Source organism: Brevibacterium marinum, assembly GCF_011927955.1.
GTDB lineage: Bacteria > Actinomycetota > Actinomycetes > Actinomycetales > Brevibacteriaceae > Brevibacterium > Brevibacterium marinum.
In genome coordinates, this window is record NZ_JAATJN010000001.1 from 2,619,686 (window position 1) to 2,642,615 (window position 22,930).

The following is a 22,930-nucleotide window of genomic DNA, read 5'->3' on the forward strand; positions in this document are numbered from 1 at the left end:
GGAGAGCCAGCGGTGGACGTGAACCAACACGTACCTAGGTGAACGACGTTGTCCTACGCGAGAGGCCGATCACGTGCCGATGAGCGCCAGCAGAGGCGTCAGAGCAGCAGGTGGCCTATGCGACCGTGCGGAAGAAACGTACCGGCGTTCAGTCGACCGGTGGAGAAAGACGAAAGATACGGCTGGGATTCAGCCGGCGAGTCCTTGTCCGCCAATCAAGCAGGCAGTGGTGTTCCCGGCCCAGCGGTGCTGGAAGTACGGAGTTGCGATAAGTTTCATCATCATTGCTGCGCTCCTTTCTTGGTCGTGGATCTCGTTCGAGCGGCGTCAGCGCTCGTCATTCATTGGTGCAATTCCTGGGGTTTATGCGAATCCGTAATTGCACTGTCGAATTTATCACACAATACGAATTCCATGTGAGTTCTGCTCAATCTTTTTGAACTTTATGACGAATGACGTCTGTCTCCGGTGACGGCATGCGCACCTCATCCGGGTGGCTCCCGCGTCGGCGTCCGGTTCGCTGCGCGACCAAGTCGAGGAATATCGCCGTGCCGACGTAGAATCTTCCCAGACTCGCGACTCTTTGGGGGAAGACAATGTCACAGGAACCTGCCACCGCTCGACGACTGGTCGTCGGATACATCGCCACCGACCGTGGCCGCGATGCCATCGCTCTCGCCATCTCCCTTGCCCGCTCGGCGGGCATCGAACTCGTCGTGACAATCGTGCGCCCGGAGGCATCGACCTTCACCGCGGGCAACTCGATTCCTCAGGACGGCAGCGGAATCGTCTCTCAGCAGCTCGACGACTGGCTCGACGAAGCACTGGCTCTCGTGCCCGAGGACGTATCTGCCCGAGGTGTCATCCACACCTCGTCGAACGAATCCAAGGGACTGATGGAGGTTGCTGAGGCCGAAGGTGCCATCGGCATCGTCGTCGGTGCCCGTGCCACGACGCTGATGCGCCAATTCAGGATCGGCACCGTCGCCACCTCTCTGTTGCACTCGGCGAAGGTTCCGGTCGTTCTGGCTCCGTCCGGAAACTCGGACATCGGGCCCGTCTCCCGGATCACGACGCTCTTCGGTGCCCGACCCGGCGCTGCAGCCCTCATCGGAGCCGCCGTCCGGTCCGCTGCGGCTCTCGACGTCGACCTTCGCCTGCTCTCGCTGATCGAGAACGACGGCCTTCGCGAGGATGATGTCGCGGAGATCACGGAGTTCGCCGAGGAGTACGGGGGAGCGGTGCTCGCCGCGCGCGCCGCAGACATGTTCGCCTCCGGCCGTGCCCGTGTGAAGTCCCAGGCCGGAGCCGACATCGAGGAGGCCGCCGCCAATGTCGACTTCAAGCCCGGCGAGATCGCTTTCATCGGCTCCAGCCGCCTCGGACGAGGCGGGCGGGTCTTCATCGGTGCCCGCGCCAGGCGTCTGCTGCGGGTCCTCCCGGTGCCCGTCGTCGTTGTGCCGCGCCGTGCCGTCGGCACCGTACCGAGACAGTGAGCGCCTCGGATGCCGTACGCATCGAGTTCGACGTCGACGGTCACCGGACCGCGGCTTGGCTGCACTCCTCACCGTCGACTCCCGTGGGCGTCCGCCCGCTCCTCATGGTTCACGGCTTTCGCGGCGACCACCATGGGATGGACCGGATCGCGGGAGCGATCCGAGATCGCGAGGTCATCGTGCCCGACCTGCCGGGATTCGGCGCGAGCTCTCCGCTGCCGCAGGGCCTGAGCCTCGAGCGCTACTGCGATCACCTGACCGGCATCGTCGCCGAGGTGATCCGACGTCGACAGCTCGCGCCGATCGTTCTGGGGCACTCGTTCGGGTCGATACTCGTCTCACACATGGCCGCCGGACGACCGGACACCGCCCCCGAGCTCATCCTCATCAACCCGATCACATCACCGGCGCTCGAGGGACCGGCGAAATTCCTCACGGCTCTCACCCGCTTCTACTACGGGCTCGGAGCCCGCCTGCCGGAGTCGATCGGACACCAGCTCCTGGCCAATCCGATGATCGTGCGGGCGATGAGCGAGGTCATGGCCACGAGCAGAGACCGCGGACTGCGCCGCTATATCCATGACCAGCATGCGAAACATTTCTCCACATTCAGCGACCGAACCTCGTTGGCCCAGGCATTCGACGTCTCGGTCGCACACACCGTCACCGAGGTGGCCGAGCAGCTGACGATGCCGACCCTCGTCATCGCCGGCGACAAGGATGCCATCGCCCCGATCGGAGCCACCCGAGGATTCGTCTCGGAACTGCCGGATGCGAGCTTGATCGAACTGGAAGGTGTGGGGCACCTGGTCCACTATGAACGTCCCGACGAAGCCGCCTCGGCGATCATGGGATTCTGTCGGAACGTCGACTGACCCAAGGGATCTGGGTCGCCACGACCACACGACTGAGGGCCGATGCGAATCAACGCATCGGCCCTCAGTCGTGTGGTCGTAAGGTCTCAGGCCTTACGGTCGACGACCCAGTGGTAGACCATGGGGATGAGGAAGGCGAAGCACGAGGCGAGCAGCCCGGCCCAGAAGAGCCAGAACTGCGTGCCAGAAGCGCCGAAGAAGCCTGCGCCGAAGAGATAGAGCCCGAAGACGAAGAGGGCAAACGAAAGAACGAAGACGATGACGTCAGCCGGCGATGCTGAGTTCCGTGTTCTCTTCGTAGTGGCGATATTGGACATGTTCTCCTCCGACGGTCAATGGGGTGCAGTCTGACACACTGCACTTAAGTCTACATGTCGTAGAGAAGTTTCCGGTGCGAACGGTCCTTCGCGTCGTCATGGCCTCCGGTCAGTCACGCTGCGAACTCTTCTCCGGAACCAACCACCCCAGAAGCGCCGAGACGACGGAGACGATGATCGCGGCGAAGATGGCGGAGAAGAAGAACGTGTCGATGGTGAACTCGAACGGGGTGAAGCCGGACAGCCAGCTGGTCAGGGCCAGAATGATCGCGTTGATGACGATCGAGAACAGGCCCAGCGTCAGGCACGTGATCGGTGCGGAGACGAAGCTGAGGATCGGCTTGATGAACGCGTTCGCCAAACCGAAGATCAGCCCGATCACGAGGTAGGAGATGATCATGGCGGGGATCGGCCCGGTCTGCTCTTCGACGACGCTGTTCCCTGCGATGGCGACGCCGGGCAGTATCCAAGCCGCAACCCAGATCGCACATGCGTTGACGACTACTCGAGAGAGGAAGTTCATGCTGGTATCTTCCCATCCTCGTCTGCATTCTTACTGAGTCGACGGTGGGAATGAGGTCCGTACCGGTGATCGCCGAGCCCAGCGAAGCAGGGGGTCGCGTCCGACCGTCGGGGAGCGATGGTGAGCAAGCTCAACTGCTTCACCCTCGTCCGCCCGCCCCGATCCCGGTAGCCTGGGAGGAGCGCCGAAAGGCACAGACAGCGACAGCAGAGTGCATCTACCGAGTGATTTGATCCAGGTCACCACGGCGGCACGGATCCCCATCACGGTGATGGGGAGGAACTGGATTGGTATGCCAAGCAACGAAACCCGCACCCGCCCCGATGAGACTGCAGCACCGAAGCTGCTGAAAGTCGTGGGCCGCAGCTATTTTCCGATCGCGTTCATGGCCCGTCTGCCCTATGCCATGGTCGTCATCGGGGTCCTGACTCTCGTCGTCGCCGGCAGAGGTTCCCTGAGCCTGGGCGGAATCAACTCGGCGATGGTCGGCCTCGGAACGGCGATCTTCGGTTCCTTCATCGGCGCCGCCGCCGACCGTTGGGGGCAGCGGCCCGTGCTGCTGACCGTCGGCCTGCTCAACAGCCTCGCGCTGGTGTTCATGGCGTGGGTCGTCTACAGCCCACTGTCCGATGCCGTGGTGCTCATCGCCGCCTTCGCCATCGGCGCCACTGCACCGCAGGCGGCACCGATGTCGCGTTCGCGACTCGTCGAGATCATCATGACCAAGCTCGCCGGCCCCGGCCAGCAGAAGACCCTCAACGGAACCATGGCCTACGAGTCCGCGGCCGATGAGGTCGTCTTCGTCTTCGGCCCCTTCATCGTCGGCCTCCTCGCCACGGCCTTCCACCCCGTCGCACCGATCATCGGCGCCGTCATCATGACACTCGTCTTCATCTCCTCATTCGCCCTCCACCCCACCGGTCGGGCGCATGTGGGCACATCGTCCCAGCCGCGCGTTCAGGCTCCGGCGAAGGAGCTGTTCACCTTCGGCGTCTTCGTCGTCGTCCTCGGCGTCTTCGGCATCGGCCTCGTCTTCGGATCGACGCTGACGGCGCTGACCTCGCTGACGAACGACCTCGGACGCCCCGAGGAAGCCGGCCTCATCTACGGCATCATGGGCATCGGCTCGGCGGTCCTCGCGATCACCGTTGCGCTCTTCTCGCCGCGTTTTGCGCTGTGGGCACGGCTGCTGTCCTTCGCTCCGCTGATGCTCATCGGCGCCGTCATCATGTCGACCTCGACCTCCATGGTCACCGTCGTCATCGCACTCCTGCTCATGGGGTGCGCGGTCGGACCGACACTGGTGACGCTGTTCAGCCTCGCCGCCGAGCGCAGCCCGCTCGGTCGTTCGGCCACCGTCATGTCCATGGCCGGGTCCGCAATCATCGTCGGCCAATCGGTGGCTTCGGCGGTCAACGGAGTCCTCGCCGAGGAGGCCGGAACAGCCGCCGCGATGACCGTGCCCATAGCGGCCTCCTCGCTCGTCCTCGTCGCGGGCCTGCTCAACCTCGGCGTCGGGAAGAACGCCCGGAAAAGAGACCTGGTTCACTCGTAGTTTCCGCTTTCTGGGACGACGTGTCCCACCATTGTCAGCATGTGACCTGAACAATATCCGGGAGTAGCATTGCCGGTTGTTCACAGTGATTCGCGCACCACAGTGCGCGTTCGCTCGTCACAAGGGAAAGCAACAATCTATGTCATCCAGCACCTCGACCACCGAGGCCGCGCACAGCGATACCCGCTTCTTCGGGCACCCGCTCCCACTCATGCAGCTCTTCAGCCTCGAGCTGTGGGAGCGGTTCTCCTACTACGGCATGAACGGCATCCTCGCCATCTACCTGTACTTCCAGGTCACCGACGGCGGCCTGGGCATGCCTCAGCCGACCGCCATCGGCATCGTCGGCGCCTACGGCGGTGCGGTCTTCCTCGCCACCATCCTCGGCGCCTGGGTCGCCGACAGGGTTTTGGGCGCGGAGAGGATCCTCTTCTACTCGGCGATCATCATCATGATCGGCCACATCTGCCTGGCCCTCATCCCCGGCTTCGGCGGAGTCGCAGCCGGACTCATCCTCGTCGCACTCGGCTCCGGCGGCCTCAAGGCCAACGCCTCTGCCCTCGTCGGCGAGCTCTATGACGAGAAGGACCCGCGCCGGGACGCCGGGTTCACCCTCTTCTACATGGGCGTCAACATCGGTGCCTTCCTCGGGCCACTCGTCACCGGACTCCTGCAGAAGGAGATCGGCTTCCACTTCGGTTTCGGCGCCGCAGCCGTCGGTATGGCGCTGGGCCTGATCATCTACGCAACCGGCCGCAAGAACCTGCCGGACGAATCGCGGGGAGCGGTCAACCCGCTGCCGACGTCGAAGCTCTACCTGTTCCTGCTGGCCATCGTCGTCGCCGTCGTCCTCATCGTTGCACTGTGGATGACCGGCATCGTCAATCCCGACAACTTGGACTGGTGGATCGCAGGGATCTCGGCCGCAGCAGCGGCCTGCTACTTCATCGTCATGTGCGCCAGTCCGCAGACGAACGCCGATGAGCGCTCACGCGTGCTCGCGTTCATTCCCTTCTTCCTCACCTGCGTCGTGTTCTGGTCCCTGTATCAGCAGATCTTCGGGACCCTCACCGCGTATTCGGACACACAGATGAACCGAGTGATCTTCGGATGGCAGATGCCGATCAACTGGCTTCAGCTCATCCCGCCGATCTTCGTCATCGCCTTCGCCCCGGTCTTCTCGGCCATCTGGTTCAAGCTGGGTACTCGTCAGATCTCGACTCCGGTCAAGGCCGGACTCTCGCTCATCCTCATCGGCATCGCTTTCCTGCTCTTCCTCCCGTTCGCGAATTCAGGAGAGCATGAGACCCCGCTGCTGTGGGTCGCCTTCATCCTGCTGCTGTTCGTCTTCGCCGAACTGCTCATCTCACCGATTGGCCTGTCCTTCTCCTCGAAGGTGGCTCCGAAGGTGTTCCAGTCGCAGATGATCGCCGTGTTCTTCCTCGCCTCGGGCGTGGGTACGGCGCTGTCCGGTGTGCTGGGCGGATACTACTCCGCCGAGAACCAGACGCCGTATTGGACATCGGTCGGAGCGGCCTCGATCATTCTCGGGCTGCTCGCCCTGACCTTGACCAAACCGATGCTGAAGGCACTGCGCGGAATCCGCTGACGCCTCGGCAGCTGGTTCCCGACTCGACGGAGCTCGACACGCCCTTGCTCACGCTGTGTGGGCAAGGGCGTTCGCCCTGTGTGGGGCAGCGCCGGCAGCTTCTCACACCCCGATGAAGATCGGCAGCGCTTCGGGGTGGTGGGCATGGACGATCGTGAGGAAGACGAGAGCGTCGAAGAGCAGATGCACGGTCACTGTGTAGGGCAGCGACTTCGTGCGGGTGAAGATATAAGCCTGCACGAGCGCGAACGGGATCGTCAGCACCGGACCGATCGACCGGTAGCCGAGTTCCCACAGGAAGGACACGAAGATCACGCTGGTGAACACATTCGCCGTCCAGAAGGCGAAGTGCTTGCGCAGCAGCGCGAATACCGTGCAGATGAAGAACAGCTCGTCCCAGATGCCGACGGCGTTGACGCCGAAGAACAGTCGGATGATCTCCGACCAGCTCTCGAGCGGAGGCCAATTGAGATAGACACCGGTGCGCATGAAGTACTGGGGGAGGACCAGCCAGGCCACGACGACGACGAACAGCAGCCACGCCCATTCCAGACGCGACCACCTCTGCCCGCGTCGCAGCGGGAAGACGATCGTCCGATCCTTCAACCCGTACCGGGTGATCAGCCAGGGCCCGATGACCACCGCGGACAGGACGACGCCCATGCGCGCGATATTGGACCATGATATGTCGGCCTCCACAGAGATCGCGGAGATGAGCCCCAGACAGCCGGCGATGATGGTGAGGTCCCGTGCGAACTCCCGGTCGGCGATCCATGCGATGATGAGCGAGAGAACCATCGGCACGTACCCGAGGCTCCTGACCTCGGGAAACGAGGTTCCGAGGGCGAAGAGGCCGAACGCGGACAGCGCCAGCAGCGATGCCGCCAGCCCTGGCCGGGAGAAGAGGTCGAATCGTCGGGGGCCGGGCTCGTGCCGTATGCGCGTGTCCACGATTCACACCCTAAAGCACCACAGTCCGAACACGGTCGCCTGAACCGGCGGCGGATCGTAGGATCTGGGGCAGACGAAAGGACATCAGTGGAACCCGAGGAATACTGCGATCGCCTCATCGCCTCAATCCCGAATCGCACCGTGGAGACGGTTCCCGTCGCTGCGGCCCTCGGGAGGACCGCCGCCGAAGACGTGATCGCCGAAACGCCGATCCCCGCCTTCGCCACCTCGGCGATGGACGGCTTCGCCCTCGACGAATCCGCTCTGCACCGGGCCCGGGACGGCGCCGAGGTGGTCGTGAGCGGAGATATCCCCGCCGGAAGCGTGCCGATGGCCACCACGCCCGGCACAGCGGTGCGAGTCATGACCGGGGCACAGGTTCCCACCTCCGCCGAGGTGGTCGTCCCTGTCGAAATCACCGACGCACCCCGCACCGGTCCGGCCCCGAACCGCATCCTCGTCTCCTCCCTGCCCAGCCCACAGCGGCCCGGCTGGAACATCAGGGCAGTGGGAGAGGACACGCGGGAAGGCGAAGCCGTCATCTTCGCCGGAGACACGATCGGCCCAGCCGGAGTGGGTACGCTGGCGATGCTGGGGTTGGCGAGCGTGAGGGTCGAACGAGCGCTGACCATCGGACTCATCGTCACCGGCGACGAGTTGAGCTGCGATCCGACCGGCACGGACGACCGCATCGGCCTCAGCGGCCCGGACCGGCTTGGCGAGCCCGAGCAGCCATTCGTCCACAACTCGAATCTGCCCATGCTCGGCTCCGCGATCGCGAATCTCGGTGCGGTGCCCGTCGAACGCAGCTGCGGGGACGATCCCGGGGCCTTCTTGACGATTCTCAAGGAGCTCCAGGGCCAAGTCGATCTCATCATCACCACCGGCGGCATCAGCGCGGGAGCCTTCGAAGTCGTGCGGCAGGCACTCGAGGGCGAGCACTCGACCTTCCTGCGCCTCGCGCAGCGTCCCGGCGGACCGCAGGGCCACGGCCGGTTCGGCACCACCGCGCTGCTGCACTTTCCCGGCACACCGACGGGGGCGCTCCTGTCCTTCCACCTCTTCGGGCGATCTCTGATCGAGGCCCGTCCTCTGCGTGCACGGTGGCGCACAGCCGTGTTCGCCGGTGACGAGGTCATCGGTCACGAGAAGGCGATGAGCCTCGTCCCGGGACGCTTCACCGCAGACGGAGACGTCGAGGCGGCGACGCGGTCACGACTGCGTGACTTCGCGGGAGCCGACGTCATCATCCGTCTTCCTCGTCATCCGCAGGTCATTCGTCGAGGCGATGCCATCGCCGTCCTCGACTGCCGATGACGACTAGACTGAGGCACATGTCAGGACATGCTCTTCGCCCCGCGGACACGGCCCGCTATGCGCGCCAGATCCGCCTCAACGGTTTCGGCCCGCAGTCCCAGGCCGCACTCCTGAGATCCCACGTGCTCGTCATCGGGGCCGGCGGGCTCGGGTCCCCGGTCCTGACCTATCTGGCGGCGGCCGGGGTCGGTCGGATCAGCATCCTCGATCCCGACACGGTCGAGCTGAGCAATCTGCACCGACAGTTCATCCATTCCGAAGCCAGCGTCGGTGCGAGGAAGGTCGACTCCGCGAAGGACTCGATCACCGAACTCAATTCGAGCCTCGACATCGTCACCTACCCGATGCTGCTGACACCGGACAATGCGCTCGAGCTCGTCGGAACCGCTGACGTCGTCATCGACGGCAGTGACAACTTCGCGACCAGATACCTGGCCAACGACGCCTGCGAAATCCTCGACAAACCCCTCGTCTGGGGGACCATCCTCGGCTTCGATGGGCAGGTGGCGGTCTTCGACACCACACGCGGGGCGACACTGCGCGACCTCTACCCGGTCGTTCCCGCTCCGGGCTCGGTCCCGGACTGCGCCACGGCGGGTGTGCTCGGGGCACTGTGCGGCAGCATCGGCTCAGCCATGGCGATGGAGACGATCAAGGTCCTCACCGGCATCGGCACGCCACTGTACAACGCGGTCGCCATCCACAGCAGCCTGGAGACGAGCTGGGAGACGATCCCCGTGGGGCGGATCCCGGACCGGGAACCCGTCACGGACCTGGAGCCTGCCATGGAGCCCGAGGGTCGCCTCGGCGATGACGCTTCCGCGCGACCCGGGGCCGATGGCGGGGATCCGGCACCCACACTGACGTGGACGGACCTGGCCCCCGGCACTCACCTCATCGACATCAGGGAGACCGACGAGGTGAGTGCCGGCATGGTCTCCGGAGCAGAACACGTGCCCATGGACGAACTGATCGCCGACCCCGGCAGAATCGACGGGCATGGCGCGGTGGCGCTGTACTGCCGGTCGGGGGCACGCTCGGCCAGAGCATGTGCACAGCTGCGCGCCCTGGGACGGCAGGTCAGTTCGGTCTCCGGCGGATATCTCGCGTATCTGTCACTACCGCGCTGACGGGCTCACCCACGATCCGAGTCAGCACTGACGGGCTCACCCGCGATCCGCCTGTGAGTCTCAGCCGCCGGCGAAGGGTGGGAGCACGTCGACGGTGTCGCCCTCGTTCAAGGTCACGTCACGATCGGTGGTCGCGATGGCGTTGACGAGGAAACTCGACCGACCGAGGACGGTGCTCGCCTCCGTGCCGGCCCCCTCGTTCAGCGCTGTGACAAGATCCCCGAGGGTGGTGGCTGCGGTGCTGCATTCCCTGGTGCCGAAGGCCTCTCGTGCGGCAGCGAAGAAGCGGACTCTGATCTGCGGCACTTATCCTCCGATTGCGCTCATGGGTCGTTGGGGCTGTTCGAAGCTGTCGGAGTCCATGCCGTGTCCGGCGAGCTTGTTCCAATGCGCGCCCTTCCACAGGTTCGCGATCGCGTCGTCGCCGGCGCCATCGCGCATGGCGGTGAGCAGATCCACCTCCGTGTGCGAGAACAGGCAGGTGCGCACGCGCCCCTCCGCCGTCAGGCGGGTGCGGGTGCAGTCGGCACAGAACGGTCGCGTCACCGAGGCGATGATGCCGACATCGCCGATGATCGTCTCCGGCTCCTGTCTGTCTGCGACGAGGAACTTCTCCGCCGGTGCACCGTTGCGCGGGGCGGAATCCGGTGTGAGGACGAACTGGGGTTCGAGGAGGGCGAAGATGTCCGCCGCAGTGATCATGGTGCCGCGCTCCCAGGAATGGCCGGCGTCGAGTGGCATCTGCTCGATGAAGCGCAGCTTGAGGCCACGATCGATGCACCAGCGCAGCAGGTCGGGGGCCTGGTGGTCATTGACCCCGGGGAGGAGCACTGCATTGACCTTGACCGGGTCCAAACCGGCCGACTGTGCTCCTTCGATGCCTTCGAGGACGCGGGACAGGAACGGTCGTCGGGTGATCTCCCGGAAGGTCTCGTCGTCGACGGTGTCGAGGGAGACGTTGATGCGATCGAGCCCGGCATCACGCAGCGCCGCAGCACGCTTGTCGAGACCGATCGCGTTCGTCGTCAGCGCGATGTTGGGTCGCGGCTCGAGTCCGGCGACCCCGGCGATGATGTCGGCGACGTCCTTGCGGGTCAACGGCTCTCCACCGGTGAAGCGGACCTGGTCGACGCCGAACTTCTCGACGCCGATGCGCACGAAGCGGACGATCTCCTCGGCGGTCATCGCCGTATCGCGGGACATGAACTCCACACCCTCCTCGGGCATGCAGTAGCTGCACCTCAGATTGCAGAAATCGGTCAGCGAAATCCGCAGATCGCGGGCACGACGGTCGAAGGTGTCCAGGAGCGAATCCTCCTGATGCCCCGTGAATGTCTCGCCCGGATCCACGGTCGGAGTTCTCAGCACGGGTGTGGGCAGGCTGATTTTCCGCATTCTGCCATCCTCCTTGATCAACATCTTGGATATCATCGTCCCATGACTACCGCCATGATGCATCGTCAGCGTGTCTTCGAGACGATTTCTCCGCTCCTCGACACGCGGTCTGTGCCGATCGGCGAACTCCTCGACACACCGCGTCGGCTTGCGGCCAGTGTCGACTCACCGATCGACGTCCCCGGTTTCGACAACTCGAGCATGGACGGATATGCCGTGGCCGCCTCCACCCTACGCACTGCGGCGCAGAAGCAGGAGCAGGATCCGCAAGGGATCCACCAGACGGTCTATGGACCGATTCCGGTCCGCGGCAGAGTCGCCGCCGGCGCAATGGGCGCCGAGGCGGCAGCCGGCACCGCAGTCGAGATCATGACGGGAGCGCCACTGCCTGCAGGCACGGATACCGTCATCGCCATCGAAGCCACAGACCCAGCAGAGTTCGCAGCACCGGAGATCACCATCACTCTGCCGACCACAGAGTCGGGCCCGCAACCCGGCGCATTCGTCCGATCGCGCGGCAGCGACGTCGGGGCCGGGACCACGGTGCTGACGTCCGGTCTGATGCTGAGTCCGGCCCACCTCGGCATCGCCGCGGCCTGCGGCATCACGGAACTTCAGGTCCGGACTCTGCCGCGTGTGCTCGTCGTGAGCACCGGGGATGAGATCACAGCCGATGCGGCCGCCGGGATCCACGATGCCAACTCGGTGACTCTGGGGGCCGGCCTGCGGCGCCTGGGCGTCGACACGACGATCATCACGGTGCCCGATGACCCGCAGGCGCTGCTCGACGCGGTCCGCGCCGCCGACTGCGAGCTCGTCGTCTCCACCGGAGGCATCTCCAAGGGCGCGCACGAAGTCGTCAAACTCGCCGCCGACCTCGACCCGGAGTCGATGATGGTCTTCGAACCCATCGCCATGCAGCCGGGAGGACCGCAGGGCTGCGGACGACTGGCCGGAAGCGCGTGGGTGGCTCTGCCCGGCAACCCGGTCAGCGCCCTGATCAGCTTCGAGATGTTCATCCGTCCGGTTCTGCTGGGACTCGGCGTCGACGAAGAGCCCCGCGAGACCGAATACCACCGACTGCGCGGGGGATTCGACGAAGCACCGCCGAGCTCGAAGCTGCAGGTGCGGCGGGCCGTCCTGGCCGAGGAAGGTCTCGAGTTCGTCGGCGGATCACGTTCGCATCTGCTCCACAGCTACGCCCGGAGCACCCACCTGGTCTTCATCCCGCCCACGGATCCGGCCCCCGACGCGAACGATGTGCATACCGGGGAAGGCGATAAGCTGAAGACGTGGAAGATCACATGAACCTCTCGCACATCGACGACACCGGAACCGCCCAGATGGTCGACGTCGGCGACAAGGACGTGACCAAGCGTCGCGCCTCGGCCACAGCACTCATCACGACACGAGCCGAGGTCATCGATATGATCGCCGAGGCGGGCCTGCCCAAGGGTGATGCCCTGCCCGTGGCCCGCATCGCCGCCGTCATGGGCGCCAAGCGCACCAGCGACCTCATCCCGCTGTGCCATCCGCTGCCGCTGACGGGCATCGACGTCGACTTCGAACTGCTCGACGACGCGGTCCGCATCAACGGGGCGGTCAAGACTGTGTCGAAGACCGGGGTCGAGATGGAGGCGCTGACGGCCGTGTCCATCGCGGCCTTGACCATATTCGACATGATCAAGGCCGTCGACAATCAGGCGATCATCGGCGATATCAAGGTGGTCGGAAAGTCGGGCGGACGCAGCGGGGACTGGAGCCGGGACGCATGAACGTCATCCGCACCGACATCGTCGAGACCCCCATCAGCACGGCCAACCTCGAGACTGATGTCCTCACGCGCACCTGCGGCGCCGTCGTCAGCTTCTCCGGCGTCATCCGCGACCACGACGACGGACGCGGAGTCCAGCGCCTGACCTATGAGTCCCACCCGGTGGCGCCGGCCCAGATCGCCGAGGTGGCCGCCGAGATCGCGGCGAAGCACCCGGCCGTACGGCTGTCCGTCGTCCACCGCGTCGGGGGCCTCGAGATCGGCGACGTCGCCCTGGCCGCTGTCGTCGCCTCACCCCATCGTCGGGACTCCTTCGAAGCGTGCTCGGAGCTCGTCGACGAGGTCAAGGCCCGAGTCGCAATCTGGAAGCACCAGTTCTTCGCCGACGGCGACGACGAGTGGGTCGGAGCCCTCGAGTGAACCGGCTGCGCATCAACGATGCGGCCCGTTTCCTCGGTGTCAGCGATGACACCATCCGACGCTGGGTCCATGACGGCAGGCTCACCCAAGGCAAGGACTCGTCCAACCGCGCGGTCGTCGACGGTCGAGAGCTCGTGGCCCTGGCCCAGTCCGGGTCGGAGGCGCTCGAGGACCCGACCGGAGTCGTCAGCTCCGCGCGCAATCGGTTCACCGGCCTGGTCACCGATGTGGTCATCGACGGTGTGATGGCTCAGGTGAACCTCCAGTGCGGACCGTTCCGGGTGGTGTCATTGATGTCGGCCGAGGCCTGTTCGCAGCTCGAACTCGAACCGGGCAGCCTCGCCACGGCCTCGGTGAAGGCGACGATGGTCTCGATCGACACGGCCGCCGACCGCTGAGGTTCGCTCACACCGCTGGGTTCGCTGGCACCGCTCACACCGCTCGCGTTCGTATGTCGCAGGTGTCACGTACACCTGCGACACTTCACAATTTATTCCCGCAAATGTTGAAACAAACATCCAAAAACTCCTCATATGCGGGTTTAATGGATGGATGAAGTTTCTATCCGCAGCCTGCATCCTCGCCCTGCTCTCACTGACCGCCTGTTCCACAGGTTCCGATTCCGACTCAGAGTCGGGGAAGACGACACTGACCGTCTTCGCCGCGGCCTCACTGACGGACGTCTTCGCCGATGTCGCCGAGGAGTTCAACAGCACAGAACCGGATATCGAGGTGAAGTTCTCCTTCGCCGGATCCTCGGACCTCGTCGCCCAGATCTCCGAAGGAGCCCCCGCGGATGTCATCGCCACCGCCGACGAGGCGACCATGGACACTCTGGCCGGGGATGAGCTGCTGGCCGGTGCGCCCGAGATCTTCGCATCGAACACTCTCACTCTGGCCGTGCCCGAGGGCAACCCGGAGGACATCGAGACCTCGAACGACTTCACGGGCAAGGACCTCGTCGTCTGCGCCCCGCAGGTTCCGTGCGGGGCGGCCACGAACAAGTGGGCCAAGCAGAATCAAGTGAGTCTCGACCCCGTCAGCGAAGAGAACTCGGTCACCGACGTGCTCGGCAAGGTCAGCTCCGGTCAGGCCGATGCGGGCATCGTCTACGTCACAGACGTCGCCCGAGCCGACTCGGCGGTCGAACAGGTCGAACTCGACGGAGCCGAAAAGGTCGTCAACAGGTACCCGGCTGCCGCGGTCGGAGCGAGTGAGAACACGAAGGAAGCCGATGCGTTCATCCGATTCCTCAGATCCGAGAAGGCCGCGCGACTGCTCGAGGACGCCGGATTCTCCACACCCTGATAGGAACTGTGCCGACACTGACATGAGCCCCGCCGACACGATTGCCCCGAAATGACGCACCGCAGCCACTCCGCAGTCCCGACATGGGTCTGGATTCCCGCCGGGCTCGGCATCGCCTTCCTCCTCGTCCCCATCATCGGAATGATCACACGGATCGATCCCGGCCACCTCGGCGAGGTCATCATTGCCCCCGAGTCTCGTGTGGCGATGGGGATCTCGCTGCTGACATCCATCATCGCGGCTCTGGTCTGCGTGCTCATCGGATTCCCCCTGGGCCACCTGATGGCCACGCGCACCTTCCGTGGGCAGAAGGTCGTTCGAACCCTCATCCTGCTGCCCCTCGTCCTGCCGCCCGTGGTCAGCGGCCTCGCTCTGCTCTACACCTGGGGGCGGGCCGCGTTCCTCGGCTCACTGCTCACGGGCCTGGGCCTGGGCCTGGCCTATACGACGTCGGCGGTCGTCTTCGCGCAGATCTTCGTCTCACTGCCATTCATGGTCATGTCCGTCGAGACGGCGGTCTCCGCCCGTGGCCAGGACTTCGAGCTCGCGGCGGCCGAACTCGGCGCCACACCCAACCGCGTGTTCTTCCATATCACCCTCCCGCTTCTGCGTCAGGGCATCATGACCGGCGCGGTCCTCTGCTTCGCCCGCGCGCTGGGGGAGTTCGGGGCGACCCTGACGTTCGCCGGCTCGCTGTCGGGGGTGACCCGGACGATGCCGCTGCAGATCTATCTCGTCCGCGAATCCGATCCACAGTCGGCAATCGCCCTGTCCCTGCTGCTCATCGTCGTGGCGCTCGTCATCATCGTCCTCGCCTATCGTTCGCCCCATTCACCCAAGTTGCGCTCCCCAGGGGCGAAGGGCCCACAAGAGGGTGCCTCACGATTACGGGCACCACGGCCGACATCGTCGGCCGACACAACGGTCACAGACGTCTCGACGACCGTCGGGCCGAGCACGGGCGAGGCGAGCGCGTCGACGATTCGGCTCACCGCAGCTGTGCCCGAGCGCAGCCTCGGCGTCGACCTCACCGTTCCGGCCGGGTCGACGACGGCGCTGATCGGACGCAACGGTGCCGGGAAGTCGAGCCTGTTCCAGCTCATCACGGGCGCGATAGCCGCCGAATCCGGTGCCCTGCACATCGGCGATGACACGATCTTCGACCTCGCGGCCGATACGTGGCCACCTGTCCACGCTCGCGGCATCGTCCACCTGGCGCAGAATCCGCTCCTGTTCCCACACCTGAGTGTCATCGACAACGTGGCGTTCGGACTCCGGGCTCACGGGCACCGAGGCGATCAGGCGCGTACGATCGCCCAGGACATGCTCGACAGCCTCGGAGTCGGCGACTGCGCGCATCGTGGGCCCGGGGCCGTGTCCGGGGGGCAGGCGGCCAGGATCGCTCTGGCCCGGGCACTGGTCATCGACCCGAAGCTCCTGCTGCTCGACGAGCCGCTGGCAGCGCTCGATGTCGACGTCAAGATCGAGACCAGACGGGTGCTCGGGCACGTCCTCGCCGGTCGCAGCGCCGTCATCATCACCCATGACGTCGCCGACGTCACCGCTCTGGCCTCGACGCTGGTGCTCGTCGACTCCGGGGCGATCGCCTTCAAAGCACCGGTGGGAGACGTCGAGCAGAAGCTCCTCGCTGATGGTGCGAGCACACCGGGCCACGATTTCCTCGACAGCTTTTGCGCCGCGGACGGAGAAGGAATACTGTGCAGTCAGTCACATCGATCAGATTGAACGCGCGCGAAGGAGCACAAAGGCGTGGCAGAGCTTTCCTATTCCTCAGGTCCGTCGAACACACCGTTGCTGGGCCAGACGATCCCCGCACATATCAAGGCGACAGCGGATGCTCACGCGAGCGAACCCGCCCTCGTCGATCGTCATTCCGACCGTCGGTGGACCTACGCCGAGTTCGATCACGACACCGATGCTTTGGCGATCGGGCTGCTCGAACGCGGGGTGAAGAAGGGCGACCGAGTCGGGATCTGGGCCCAGAACGTCGCGGAATGGGCTCTGATCCAATATGCCACGGCGAAGATCGGCGCGATCCTCGTCAACGTCAACCCGGCCTATCGCAGCCACGAACTCGAGTACGTGGCGAAGCAGTCGGGCATGACCCTCCTCGTCTCCCAGATCTCGGCTCCTCCGCACTCGGACTACCATGGGATCGCGACCGAGGTTGCGGCGAAGGTGCCCGGGCTGGAACTCGTCTTCATCGACACGGTCCCGGCGGACATCCTCGGCGAAGTCTCGATCGGTGAACGTGAGTCCTTCGCCCATCTCATCGGGACAGGGCGAGAGCTTCTTGAGGATCGGAGTGCGAAGTACTCCGTGCGTCTGCAGCAGGTCATGGACGAGCTCTCGAGCGATGACCCGATCAACATCCAGTACACGTCCGGGACCACAGGCTTCCCCAAGGGAGTGACGCTCAGCCACCACAACATCCTCAACAACGGCTTCTTCATCGGCGAACTGCTCTCATATTCGTCGCGGGACGTCGTCGTCCTCCCTGTTCCCTACTACCACTGCTTCGGCATGGTCATCGGCAACCTCGCGGCACTGAGCCACGGCTCGACCATCGTCCTGCCCTCTCCGGGCTTCGACCCGCTGGCCAGTCTGCGCGCCGTGACCGAGGAGAGAGCGACATCACTCTACGGTGTGCCGACGATGTTCATCGCCGAACTCGAGCATCCGGAGTTCTCCGGATTCGATCTCAGCACCCTGCGCACCGGCGTCATGGCCGGGTCCCCGTGCCCGGTCAATGTGATGCGTCGTGTCATCGACGACATGAACATGGACGAGGTCGCCATCTGCTATGGCATGACCGAGACCGCTCCGGTCTCGACCATGACCCGCGTCGACGACACCCTCGAGGCGCGCACGCAGACGGTCGGTCGGGTCATGCCCCACCTCGAGGTCAAGATCGCCGACCCCGTTACCGGCCAGACAGTCCCGCGGGGGCAGAAGGGCGAACTGTGCACCCGAGGATACTCGGTCATGCTCGGCTACTGGGAGGAGCCGGAGAAAACCGCCGAGGCGATCGATGCGGCTCGTTGGATGCACACCGGTGACCTCGCGATCATGGACGACGAGGGATACGTCGACATCTCCGGGCGGATCAAGGACATGGTGATCCGGGGTGGCGAGAACGTCTACCCGCGTGAGATCGAGGAGTTCCTCTACCACCACCCGTCCATCCGGGACGTCCAGGTCGTCGGCGTCGCCGACGAGAAGTACGGCGAAGAGCTCATGGCCTGGGTGATCCTCAAGGACGGATTCGAGGCGCTCACCGCTGCAGAGGTCAAGGAGTTCTGCTCCGGTAAACTCGCCCACTTCAAGATTCCACGCTATGTCGAGGTCCGCGAATCCTTCCCGATGACGGTGTCGGGCAAGATCCGCAAGGTCGAGCTGCGCGACGAGGGGGAGAGGATCATCCAGACCGCGACCTCACCCTGAGACCCGATGACCTCGAAGGACTGCAGCCGACGACCGAAACAGGTCACAAGTCGGTTGCAGTTCTTTCTGGCAAGACGCCCCGTTTTTCATGTGAGAGCGTTGTTCACTAAGATGGAATCCCATGAGAGCTGAATCACAACCGTTGGTGTCCGTCACAGACGTCGAAAAGCACTTCGGTGATTTTCACGCCCTGAAGAACATCAACCTCACTATCCGTGAACGCGAAGTCGTCGTCGTCATCGGCCCCTCGGGCTCCGGAAAGTCGACCCTGTGCCGGACGATCAATCGCCTGGAGACCATCACCTCCGGTGAGATCACGATCGACGGCAAGGAGCTGCCCGCCGAAGGTGCGGCGCTGGCGCAGCTGCGTTCCGACGTCGGAATGGTCTTCCAGGCATTCAACCTCTTCGCCCACAAGACGATCCTGGAGAACGTCACCCTGGGCCCGATCAAGGTCCGCGGGCTCTCGAAGGCCGAAGCAGACACACAGGCGATGGCGCTGCTCGAACGCGTGGGAGTCGCTCCCCAGGCCGACAAATACCCGGCGCAGCTGTCCGGCGGACAGCAGCAGAGAGTCGCGATCGCCCGTGCTCTGGCGATGAAGCCGAAGGTCATGCTCTTCGACGAACCCACCTCGGCGCTGGATCCCGAAATGATCAACGAGGTCCTCGACGTCATGGTCGGCCTCGCCGAAGAGGGCATGACCATGGTCGTCGTCACCCACGAAATGGGCTTCGCTCGGAAAGCCGCTCACCGAGTCGTGTTCATGGCTGACGGTGAGATCGTCGAGGTCGCGGAGCCGGAGGAGTTCTTCAACAACCCGCAGACTCCGCGTGCGCAGGATTTCCTGTCCAAACTCCTCACCCACTGATCGATTCCGCAGAGTCTGCTCTCTGGCCCGCACCACCTCATCCCGCACCACCTCACTCACAAGGAGAAACGATGAAGAAGCTCAGACTGTCGGTAGCTGCTGTCGCGATCGGAATGCTCGCCCTCAGCGGCTGCGGCCAGGGCGGAACACCCGACGCCCCGGCCGATGGTGACGGTGCGAAGGCCGAGGCGCCCGAATATACGGTCAACGACAGTGCCGATGTCGCAGACTCCCCGACCTGGAAGGCCGCCAAGGATACCGGCAAGATCACCATCGGCGTGAAGAAGGACCAGCCGGGACTCGGCAACGTCACGGCCGGATCCGAACAGCCTGAAGGCTTCGACATCGAGATCGCGAAGATGGTGGCGGCACAGTTGGGCTTCAGCCCGGACCAGATCGACTACACCGAAACCGTCTCAGCCAACCGCGAGCCCTTCCTGCAGCAGGGCAATGTCGACATGATCGTGGCCACCTACACGATCAATGACGAACGCAGGAAGGTCGTCGACTTCGCCGGACCCTACTACGTCGCCGGACAGGATCTGCTCGTGGCCGCCGATTCCGACATCGCCGGACCCGATGATCTGGCCGGCAAGAAGGTCTGCTCCGTCGATGGATCGACTCCGGCTCAGAATATCGAGGACAAGTACACGGACGCTGAGCTCGTCACCTATGACACCTATTCGAAATGCGTGACCGATCTGCAGTCCGGCTCGGCCGACGCTGTGACCACTGATGATGCGATCCTGCGTGGTTACGCCGCACAGTATGAGGGCGAGTTCAAGGTCGTCGGGGAGCCGTTCACCGAAGAGCCCTACGGGGTCGGTCTGCCCAAGGGCGATGAAGAACTGCGCGAGGCCGTCAACGACGCCCTCGAAAAGGGCATGGACGATGGGGACTGGACGCAGGCATTCGAATACACGCTCGGCTCCGCCGATGATGTCGACATGCCCGAAGTCGACCGCTACTGACAGGTCCTCAGATTGACAGGATGCGGGGGCGTCGAGCGACGCCCCCGCATCGATTAAGGAATCTGGTATGGATTTTCTGCAACTTCTCGAACTGTTCCTCTCCGGCATCTGGGGAACCGTCAGGCTTTTCACCGTCGCTCTGGTCGGCTCCCTCCTGCTGGGGACCCTCCTGGCGGGCATGCGGGTATCGCCGACCCCCATCCTGCGGATCGCGGCCTCGACTTACATCAACGTCGTCAGGAATACGCCGCTGACGCTGGTGATGTTCTTCTGCGCCTTCGGTCTGCCCTTCCTCGACATCCGCTTCGGCTCGACGAGTTCGTTCAACTCCTTCGTCTATGCCACGATCGCGCTGACGGCCTACACCGCGTGCTTCGTAGCCGAGACCCTCAAATCCGGAATTGCGACGGTTCCCGTCGGGCAGGCGGAAGCCGCCCGCGCCGTAGGTCTGACCTTCTCTCAGACATTGGGGCAGGTCGTCCTGCCGCAGGCGTTCCGCACGGTCATCCCACCCCTGGGCAGCGTCATCATCGCAATGTTGAAGAACACCTCGATCGCCTCGGCGTTCAACAATCGGGAGCTGATCTCGGCGATGCGCAACGCCATCGAGGTCCGTGGTGACCTGGTCATCCCGCTGCTGTTCGGCACGGCATTGGCCTATCTGATCCTGGCGCTGATCCTCGGTCGCGTCTTCGACCATCTCGAGAAGAAGCTGGTGATCCTGCGATGAGCGCACCGACTCAGGTCCTGTTCGACGAGCCCGGGCCCAAAGCCCGGCGCAACAACATCGTCTTCTCGATCGTCTCCGCGATCGTCCTGCTCGCACTCGTTGCGTTCGTCATCTGGAAGTTCGCCGATGCCGGGCAGCTGGAGGCCGAGAAGTGGTATCCATTCACGTTCTCTCAGATCCAGCTCGTCCTGCTCGAAGGCATGGTCGCGACTCTCAAGGTCGCTCTCGTCGCCTCGGTGCTGGCGATGATCGTCGGCGTCGTGTTCGCCCTGCTGCGACTGTCGAACAAGACGGCGATCTCCCTGCCGGGGACCATCGTCCTCGAGTTCTTCCGCGGGGTCCCGGTCCTGTTGCTGATCTTCGCGATGTTCCTCATCTTCGGCAACAGCATCGGTCCGTTCTGGTCCGTCGTCATCGGACTCACCCTCTACAACGGAATGGTGCTCGCGGAGATCATCCGCGCCGGCATCCTCGCCGTACCTACGGGACAGAGAGAAGCGGCGATGGCGATCGGCCTGCGACCCGGTCAGGTGATGGTCCAGGTGCTGATGCCGCAGGCACTGCGCGCCATGATGCCCACGATCATCGCCCAGATCGTCGTTCTGCTCAAGGACTCGGCGTTGGGCTTCATCGTCACGTACCAGGATCTGCTCTACCAGGTGAACCTCATCGGCCGCGAATACCGGAATCTGCTGCCGACCTTCCTCGTCGGTGCGGTGCTGTTCATCATCATCAACCTCATCGTGGCCGGTATCGCCCGCTGGTTGGAGAAGAGGTTGCAGCGCAAGACGACGGCGCCATCGGGCGCGGCGGGTCTGTCGGGGACGACGGGCGCAATGGACTGAGCGAAGGCGCATAGGACCGAGCGGATGCACGGACGATGATCATTGCGGCGTCACCCTGTAGTGTTCGTGACACGTACGTTGTCGCTGACAAGGAGTCGCAGATGCAGCCCGAACTCAGTTCCACCCCTGTGACCGTGGTCCAGAACCCCGATCGCGAACGCTATGAGATCTTCACCGCCGAGGACCCGGCCGAATTCGCCGGATTCCTCGCCTATCGGGTCATCGACGATCGAACCGTCGAACTCCAGCACACGATCATCTCCGAGGGCTTCTCCCGCCGCGGCTTCGCCCGCACACTGGTCACCACCGTCCTGGACCGGATCCGGGAATCAGGCGGTCGCATCGTTCCGACGTGCAGCTATGTCCAGGACTACCTGGAGCGGTTCCCGCAGTACGACGACCTCGTGGCACAGCCTTGAGCGCTGGCACCACCAGTGCGAGCGGACCACACACAGGTGCCGGCCGATTCGCACCGAGTCCCAGCGGGGATCTGCACATCGGCAATATCCGCTCGGGCCTGTTGGCCTATGTTCGCGCGCGGCAGACCGGTCGACGATTCCTGTGGCGGATCGAGGACCTCGACAGGGTCCGTCCCGGTTCGGCGGAGTCGCAGCTCGAGGTCTTCTCCGAACTCGGCATCACCCCGGACGAGCCTCCGCTCGTCCAATCCGAACGCCTCGATGTCTACACCCAGGCACTGGACCGGCTACAGGATCGGGGCCTCGTCTACGAGTGCTACTGTTCGCGCAAGGACATCCGACAGGCTCCTTCGGCACCGCACTCTCCGCCGGGAGCCTATCCCGGAACCTGTCGCAACCTGACAGAGAGTCATCGCGAGCGGCAGCGTCGGCGCCTCACTGAGCAGGGCCGGGGCCCGGCCCTGCGTCTGAGAACGGACAACACAGAGATCACGGTCGAGGACAGGGCTCTGGGCCCGATCACCGCCCCGATCGACGATCTGGTCCTCAAACGCGGCGACGGAGTCTTCGCCTACAATCTCACGGTCGTCGTCGATGACGCCGCCAGCGGCGTCGACGAAGTCGTGCGCGGGGACGACCTGGCCACCTCGGCGCCTCGTCAAGCTCATCTGGCGAATCTGCTGGGACTGCCGCCGACGACGTGGATGCACGTGCCGCTGGTCGTGAACACGGCCGGCAGGCGCTTGGCCAAACGCGATGGCGCGGTCACCTACCAGCAGCTGCGCGTCCTGGGCTGGACGCGACACGATGTCTACGCCTGGATGCAGACCTCGCTGGGGTTCGCCGACGACCCGACGGCATGGTCGACGATCGACGATATGGTCGTCGGCGTGGATCCGGCCCGTCTGCCGCGGCAGGAGACCGTTTTCGTCCCGCCGACGAACGCCGCTGTCTGACGG

The 22,930-nt window shown here is 64.4% G+C and carries 24 protein-coding genes; 19 read left to right on the forward strand and 5 right to left on the reverse strand.

Annotated elements, in window-relative coordinates; genetic code table 11:
* Positions 1–596 precede the first annotated feature (596 nt).
* Both BKA07_RS11560 and BKA07_RS11565 read left to right on the forward strand, forming a co-directional pair.
* Positions 597–1,496: a universal stress protein gene (locus tag BKA07_RS11560; RefSeq protein WP_167951015.1), complete on the forward strand. Its 900-nt coding sequence runs from the start codon at positions 597–599 to the stop codon at positions 1,494–1,496.
* Positions 1,493–2,371: an alpha/beta fold hydrolase gene (locus tag BKA07_RS11565; protein ID WP_167951016.1), complete on the forward strand. Its 879-nt coding sequence runs from the start codon at positions 1,493–1,495 to the stop codon at positions 2,369–2,371. Before BKA07_RS11560 ends, BKA07_RS11565 begins: the two co-directional genes overlap by 4 nt.
* Before the next feature lie 86 nt (positions 2,372–2,457).
* Here the strand turns inward: BKA07_RS11565 and BKA07_RS11570 are convergent, their stop codons facing one another.
* Both BKA07_RS11570 and BKA07_RS11575 read right to left on the reverse strand, forming a co-directional pair.
* Positions 2,458–2,688: a hypothetical protein gene (locus tag BKA07_RS11570; RefSeq protein WP_167951017.1), complete on the reverse strand. Its 231-nt coding sequence runs from the start codon at positions 2,686–2,688 to the stop codon at positions 2,458–2,460.
* A 109-nt stretch (positions 2,689–2,797) separates the two neighbouring features.
* Positions 2,798–3,211 (reverse strand): phage holin family protein, encoded by a 414-nt coding sequence (locus BKA07_RS11575; protein WP_167951018.1) that lies wholly within the window; start codon positions 3,209–3,211, stop codon positions 2,798–2,800.
* A gap of 292 nt (positions 3,212–3,503) precedes the next feature.
* Here BKA07_RS11575 and BKA07_RS11580 point away from each other — a divergent pair, with 292 nt between their 5' ends.
* On the forward strand, positions 3,504–4,766 hold the full coding sequence (locus BKA07_RS11580) for an MFS transporter (RefSeq protein WP_167951019.1): 1,263 nt from the start codon (positions 3,504–3,506) through the stop codon (positions 4,764–4,766).
* Between the two features lie 139 nt (positions 4,767–4,905).
* Positions 4,906–6,375 (forward strand): peptide MFS transporter, encoded by a 1,470-nt coding sequence (locus BKA07_RS11585; RefSeq protein WP_167951020.1) that lies wholly within the window; start codon positions 4,906–4,908, stop codon positions 6,373–6,375.
* Between the two features lie 102 nt (positions 6,376–6,477).
* Here BKA07_RS11585 and BKA07_RS11590 read toward each other — a convergent pair whose 3' ends face one another.
* On the reverse strand, positions 6,478–7,326 hold the full coding sequence (locus BKA07_RS11590; RefSeq protein ID WP_342449042.1) for a CPBP family intramembrane glutamic endopeptidase: 849 nt from the start codon (positions 7,324–7,326) through the stop codon (positions 6,478–6,480).
* An 87-nt stretch (positions 7,327–7,413) separates the two neighbouring features.
* Between BKA07_RS11590 and BKA07_RS11595 the strand changes: the two genes are divergently transcribed.
* Both BKA07_RS11595 and BKA07_RS11600 read left to right on the forward strand, forming a co-directional pair.
* A complete protein-coding gene (locus tag BKA07_RS11595; RefSeq protein ID WP_167951021.1) occupies positions 7,414–8,643 on the forward strand; it encodes a molybdopterin-binding protein in 1,230 nt (409 codons plus the stop codon).
* Between the two features lie 17 nt (positions 8,644–8,660).
* The gene (locus BKA07_RS11600; RefSeq protein WP_167951022.1) at positions 8,661–9,773 is read left to right on the forward strand and encodes a ThiF family adenylyltransferase; all 1,113 of its coding nucleotides are present in this window, start codon (positions 8,661–8,663) and stop codon (positions 9,771–9,773) included.
* A gap of 60 nt (positions 9,774–9,833) precedes the next feature.
* Here the strand turns inward: BKA07_RS11600 and BKA07_RS11605 are convergent, their stop codons facing one another.
* Together BKA07_RS11605 and moaA are read right to left on the reverse strand one after the other, a co-directional pair.
* On the reverse strand, positions 9,834–10,079 hold the full coding sequence (locus BKA07_RS11605; protein ID WP_167951023.1) for a MoaD/ThiS family protein: 246 nt from the start codon (positions 10,077–10,079) through the stop codon (positions 9,834–9,836).
* On the reverse strand, positions 10,080–11,168 hold the full coding sequence (gene moaA, locus BKA07_RS11610; RefSeq protein WP_167951024.1) for a GTP 3',8-cyclase MoaA: 1,089 nt from the start codon (positions 11,166–11,168) through the stop codon (positions 10,080–10,082).
* A gap of 42 nt (positions 11,169–11,210) precedes the next feature.
* Here moaA and BKA07_RS11615 point away from each other — a divergent pair, with 42 nt between their 5' ends.
* The 13 genes from BKA07_RS11615 (at position 11,211) to gluQRS (ending at position 22,927) form a co-directional block, all read left to right on the forward strand.
* Entirely contained in the window at positions 11,211–12,476 is a 1,266-nt protein-coding gene (locus BKA07_RS11615; RefSeq protein WP_245161930.1) for a molybdopterin molybdotransferase MoeA, read from the forward strand.
* Positions 12,473–12,943 (forward strand): cyclic pyranopterin monophosphate synthase MoaC, encoded by a 471-nt coding sequence (moaC, locus tag BKA07_RS11620; RefSeq protein WP_167951025.1) that lies wholly within the window; start codon positions 12,473–12,475, stop codon positions 12,941–12,943. Before BKA07_RS11615 ends, moaC begins: the two co-directional genes overlap by 4 nt.
* Positions 12,940–13,362, forward strand: coding sequence for a molybdenum cofactor biosynthesis protein MoaE (locus BKA07_RS11625; RefSeq protein ID WP_167951026.1), 423 nt, complete (start codon positions 12,940–12,942; stop codon positions 13,360–13,362). The genes moaC and BKA07_RS11625 overlap by 4 nt, the downstream gene beginning before the upstream one ends.
* Positions 13,359–13,760: a TOBE domain-containing protein gene (locus BKA07_RS11630; RefSeq protein WP_167951027.1), complete on the forward strand. Its 402-nt coding sequence runs from the start codon at positions 13,359–13,361 to the stop codon at positions 13,758–13,760. Before BKA07_RS11625 ends, BKA07_RS11630 begins: the two co-directional genes overlap by 4 nt.
* Positions 13,761–13,914: 154 nt before the next feature.
* Complete coding sequence (modA, locus tag BKA07_RS11635; RefSeq protein WP_167951028.1) at positions 13,915–14,670, forward strand: molybdate ABC transporter substrate-binding protein; 756 nt, start codon at positions 13,915–13,917, stop codon at positions 14,668–14,670.
* Positions 14,671–14,721: 51 nt separating this feature from the next.
* Positions 14,722–16,416, forward strand: coding sequence for an ABC transporter permease (locus tag BKA07_RS11640; protein ID WP_167951029.1), 1,695 nt, complete (start codon positions 14,722–14,724; stop codon positions 16,414–16,416).
* 24 nt (positions 16,417–16,440) lie between these two features.
* Positions 16,441–18,135: an AMP-binding protein gene (locus BKA07_RS11645; RefSeq protein WP_167951030.1), complete on the forward strand. Its 1,695-nt coding sequence runs from the start codon at positions 16,441–16,443 to the stop codon at positions 18,133–18,135.
* A 121-nt stretch (positions 18,136–18,256) separates the two neighbouring features.
* Complete coding sequence (locus BKA07_RS11650; protein WP_167951031.1) at positions 18,257–19,006, forward strand: amino acid ABC transporter ATP-binding protein; 750 nt, start codon at positions 18,257–18,259, stop codon at positions 19,004–19,006.
* Between the two features lie 71 nt (positions 19,007–19,077).
* Positions 19,078–19,977 (forward strand): glutamate ABC transporter substrate-binding protein, encoded by a 900-nt coding sequence (locus tag BKA07_RS11655; protein ID WP_167951032.1) that lies wholly within the window; start codon positions 19,078–19,080, stop codon positions 19,975–19,977.
* A 67-nt stretch (positions 19,978–20,044) separates the two neighbouring features.
* Positions 20,045–20,707, forward strand: a complete 663-nt coding sequence (locus BKA07_RS11660; RefSeq protein WP_167951033.1) for an amino acid ABC transporter permease — start codon at positions 20,045–20,047, stop codon at positions 20,705–20,707.
* Complete coding sequence (locus BKA07_RS11665; RefSeq protein WP_167951034.1) at positions 20,704–21,552, forward strand: amino acid ABC transporter permease; 849 nt, start codon at positions 20,704–20,706, stop codon at positions 21,550–21,552. The genes BKA07_RS11660 and BKA07_RS11665 overlap by 4 nt, the downstream gene beginning before the upstream one ends.
* A gap of 101 nt (positions 21,553–21,653) precedes the next feature.
* Complete coding sequence (locus BKA07_RS11670) at positions 21,654–21,971, forward strand: GNAT family N-acetyltransferase (RefSeq protein ID WP_167951035.1); 318 nt, start codon at positions 21,654–21,656, stop codon at positions 21,969–21,971.
* Positions 21,968–22,927, forward strand: a complete 960-nt coding sequence (gene gluQRS / locus BKA07_RS11675) for a tRNA glutamyl-Q(34) synthetase GluQRS (RefSeq protein WP_167951036.1) — start codon at positions 21,968–21,970, stop codon at positions 22,925–22,927. The genes BKA07_RS11670 and gluQRS overlap by 4 nt, the downstream gene beginning before the upstream one ends.
* The last annotated feature ends 3 nt before the right edge of the window (positions 22,928–22,930 follow it).

What these genes read in the sequence shown, in the direction of transcription:
- BKA07_RS11560 (WP_167951015.1), top strand. Translation starts at nt 597, where the DNA reads ATGTCACAGGAACCTGCCACCGCTCGACGACTGGTCGTCGGATACATC.
- BKA07_RS11640 (WP_167951029.1), top strand. Translation starts at nt 14,722, where the DNA reads ATGACGCACCGCAGCCACTCCGCAGTCCCGACATGGGTCTGGATTCCC.
- BKA07_RS11655 (WP_167951032.1), top strand. Translation starts at nt 19,078, where the DNA reads ATGAAGAAGCTCAGACTGTCGGTAGCTGCTGTCGCGATCGGAATGCTC.
- moaC (WP_167951025.1), top strand. Translation starts at nt 12,473, where the DNA reads ATGAACCTCTCGCACATCGACGACACCGGAACCGCCCAGATGGTCGAC.
- BKA07_RS11575 (WP_167951018.1), bottom strand. Translation starts at nt 3,211, where the DNA reads ATGAACTTCCTCTCTCGAGTAGTCGTCAACGCATGTGCGATCTGGGTT.
- BKA07_RS11660 (WP_167951033.1), top strand. Translation starts at nt 20,045, where the DNA reads ATGGATTTTCTGCAACTTCTCGAACTGTTCCTCTCCGGCATCTGGGGA.
- BKA07_RS11580 (WP_167951019.1), top strand. Translation starts at nt 3,504, where the DNA reads ATGCCAAGCAACGAAACCCGCACCCGCCCCGATGAGACTGCAGCACCG.
- BKA07_RS11585 (WP_167951020.1), top strand. Translation starts at nt 4,906, where the DNA reads ATGTCATCCAGCACCTCGACCACCGAGGCCGCGCACAGCGATACCCGC.
- BKA07_RS11625 (WP_167951026.1), top strand. Translation starts at nt 12,940, where the DNA reads ATGAACGTCATCCGCACCGACATCGTCGAGACCCCCATCAGCACGGCC.
- BKA07_RS11670 (WP_167951035.1), top strand. Translation starts at nt 21,654, where the DNA reads ATGCAGCCCGAACTCAGTTCCACCCCTGTGACCGTGGTCCAGAACCCC.
- BKA07_RS11600 (WP_167951022.1), top strand. Translation starts at nt 8,661, where the DNA reads ATGTCAGGACATGCTCTTCGCCCCGCGGACACGGCCCGCTATGCGCGC.
- moaA (WP_167951024.1), bottom strand. Translation starts at nt 11,168, where the DNA reads ATGCGGAAAATCAGCCTGCCCACACCCGTGCTGAGAACTCCGACCGTG.
- BKA07_RS11665 (WP_167951034.1), top strand. Translation starts at nt 20,704, where the DNA reads ATGAGCGCACCGACTCAGGTCCTGTTCGACGAGCCCGGGCCCAAAGCC.
- BKA07_RS11570 (WP_167951017.1), bottom strand. Translation starts at nt 2,688, where the DNA reads ATGTCCAATATCGCCACTACGAAGAGAACACGGAACTCAGCATCGCCG.
- BKA07_RS11650 (WP_167951031.1), top strand. Translation starts at nt 18,257, where the DNA reads ATGAGAGCTGAATCACAACCGTTGGTGTCCGTCACAGACGTCGAAAAG.
- modA (WP_167951028.1), top strand. Translation starts at nt 13,915, where the DNA reads ATGAAGTTTCTATCCGCAGCCTGCATCCTCGCCCTGCTCTCACTGACC.
- BKA07_RS11615 (WP_245161930.1), top strand. Translation starts at nt 11,211, where the DNA reads ATGACTACCGCCATGATGCATCGTCAGCGTGTCTTCGAGACGATTTCT.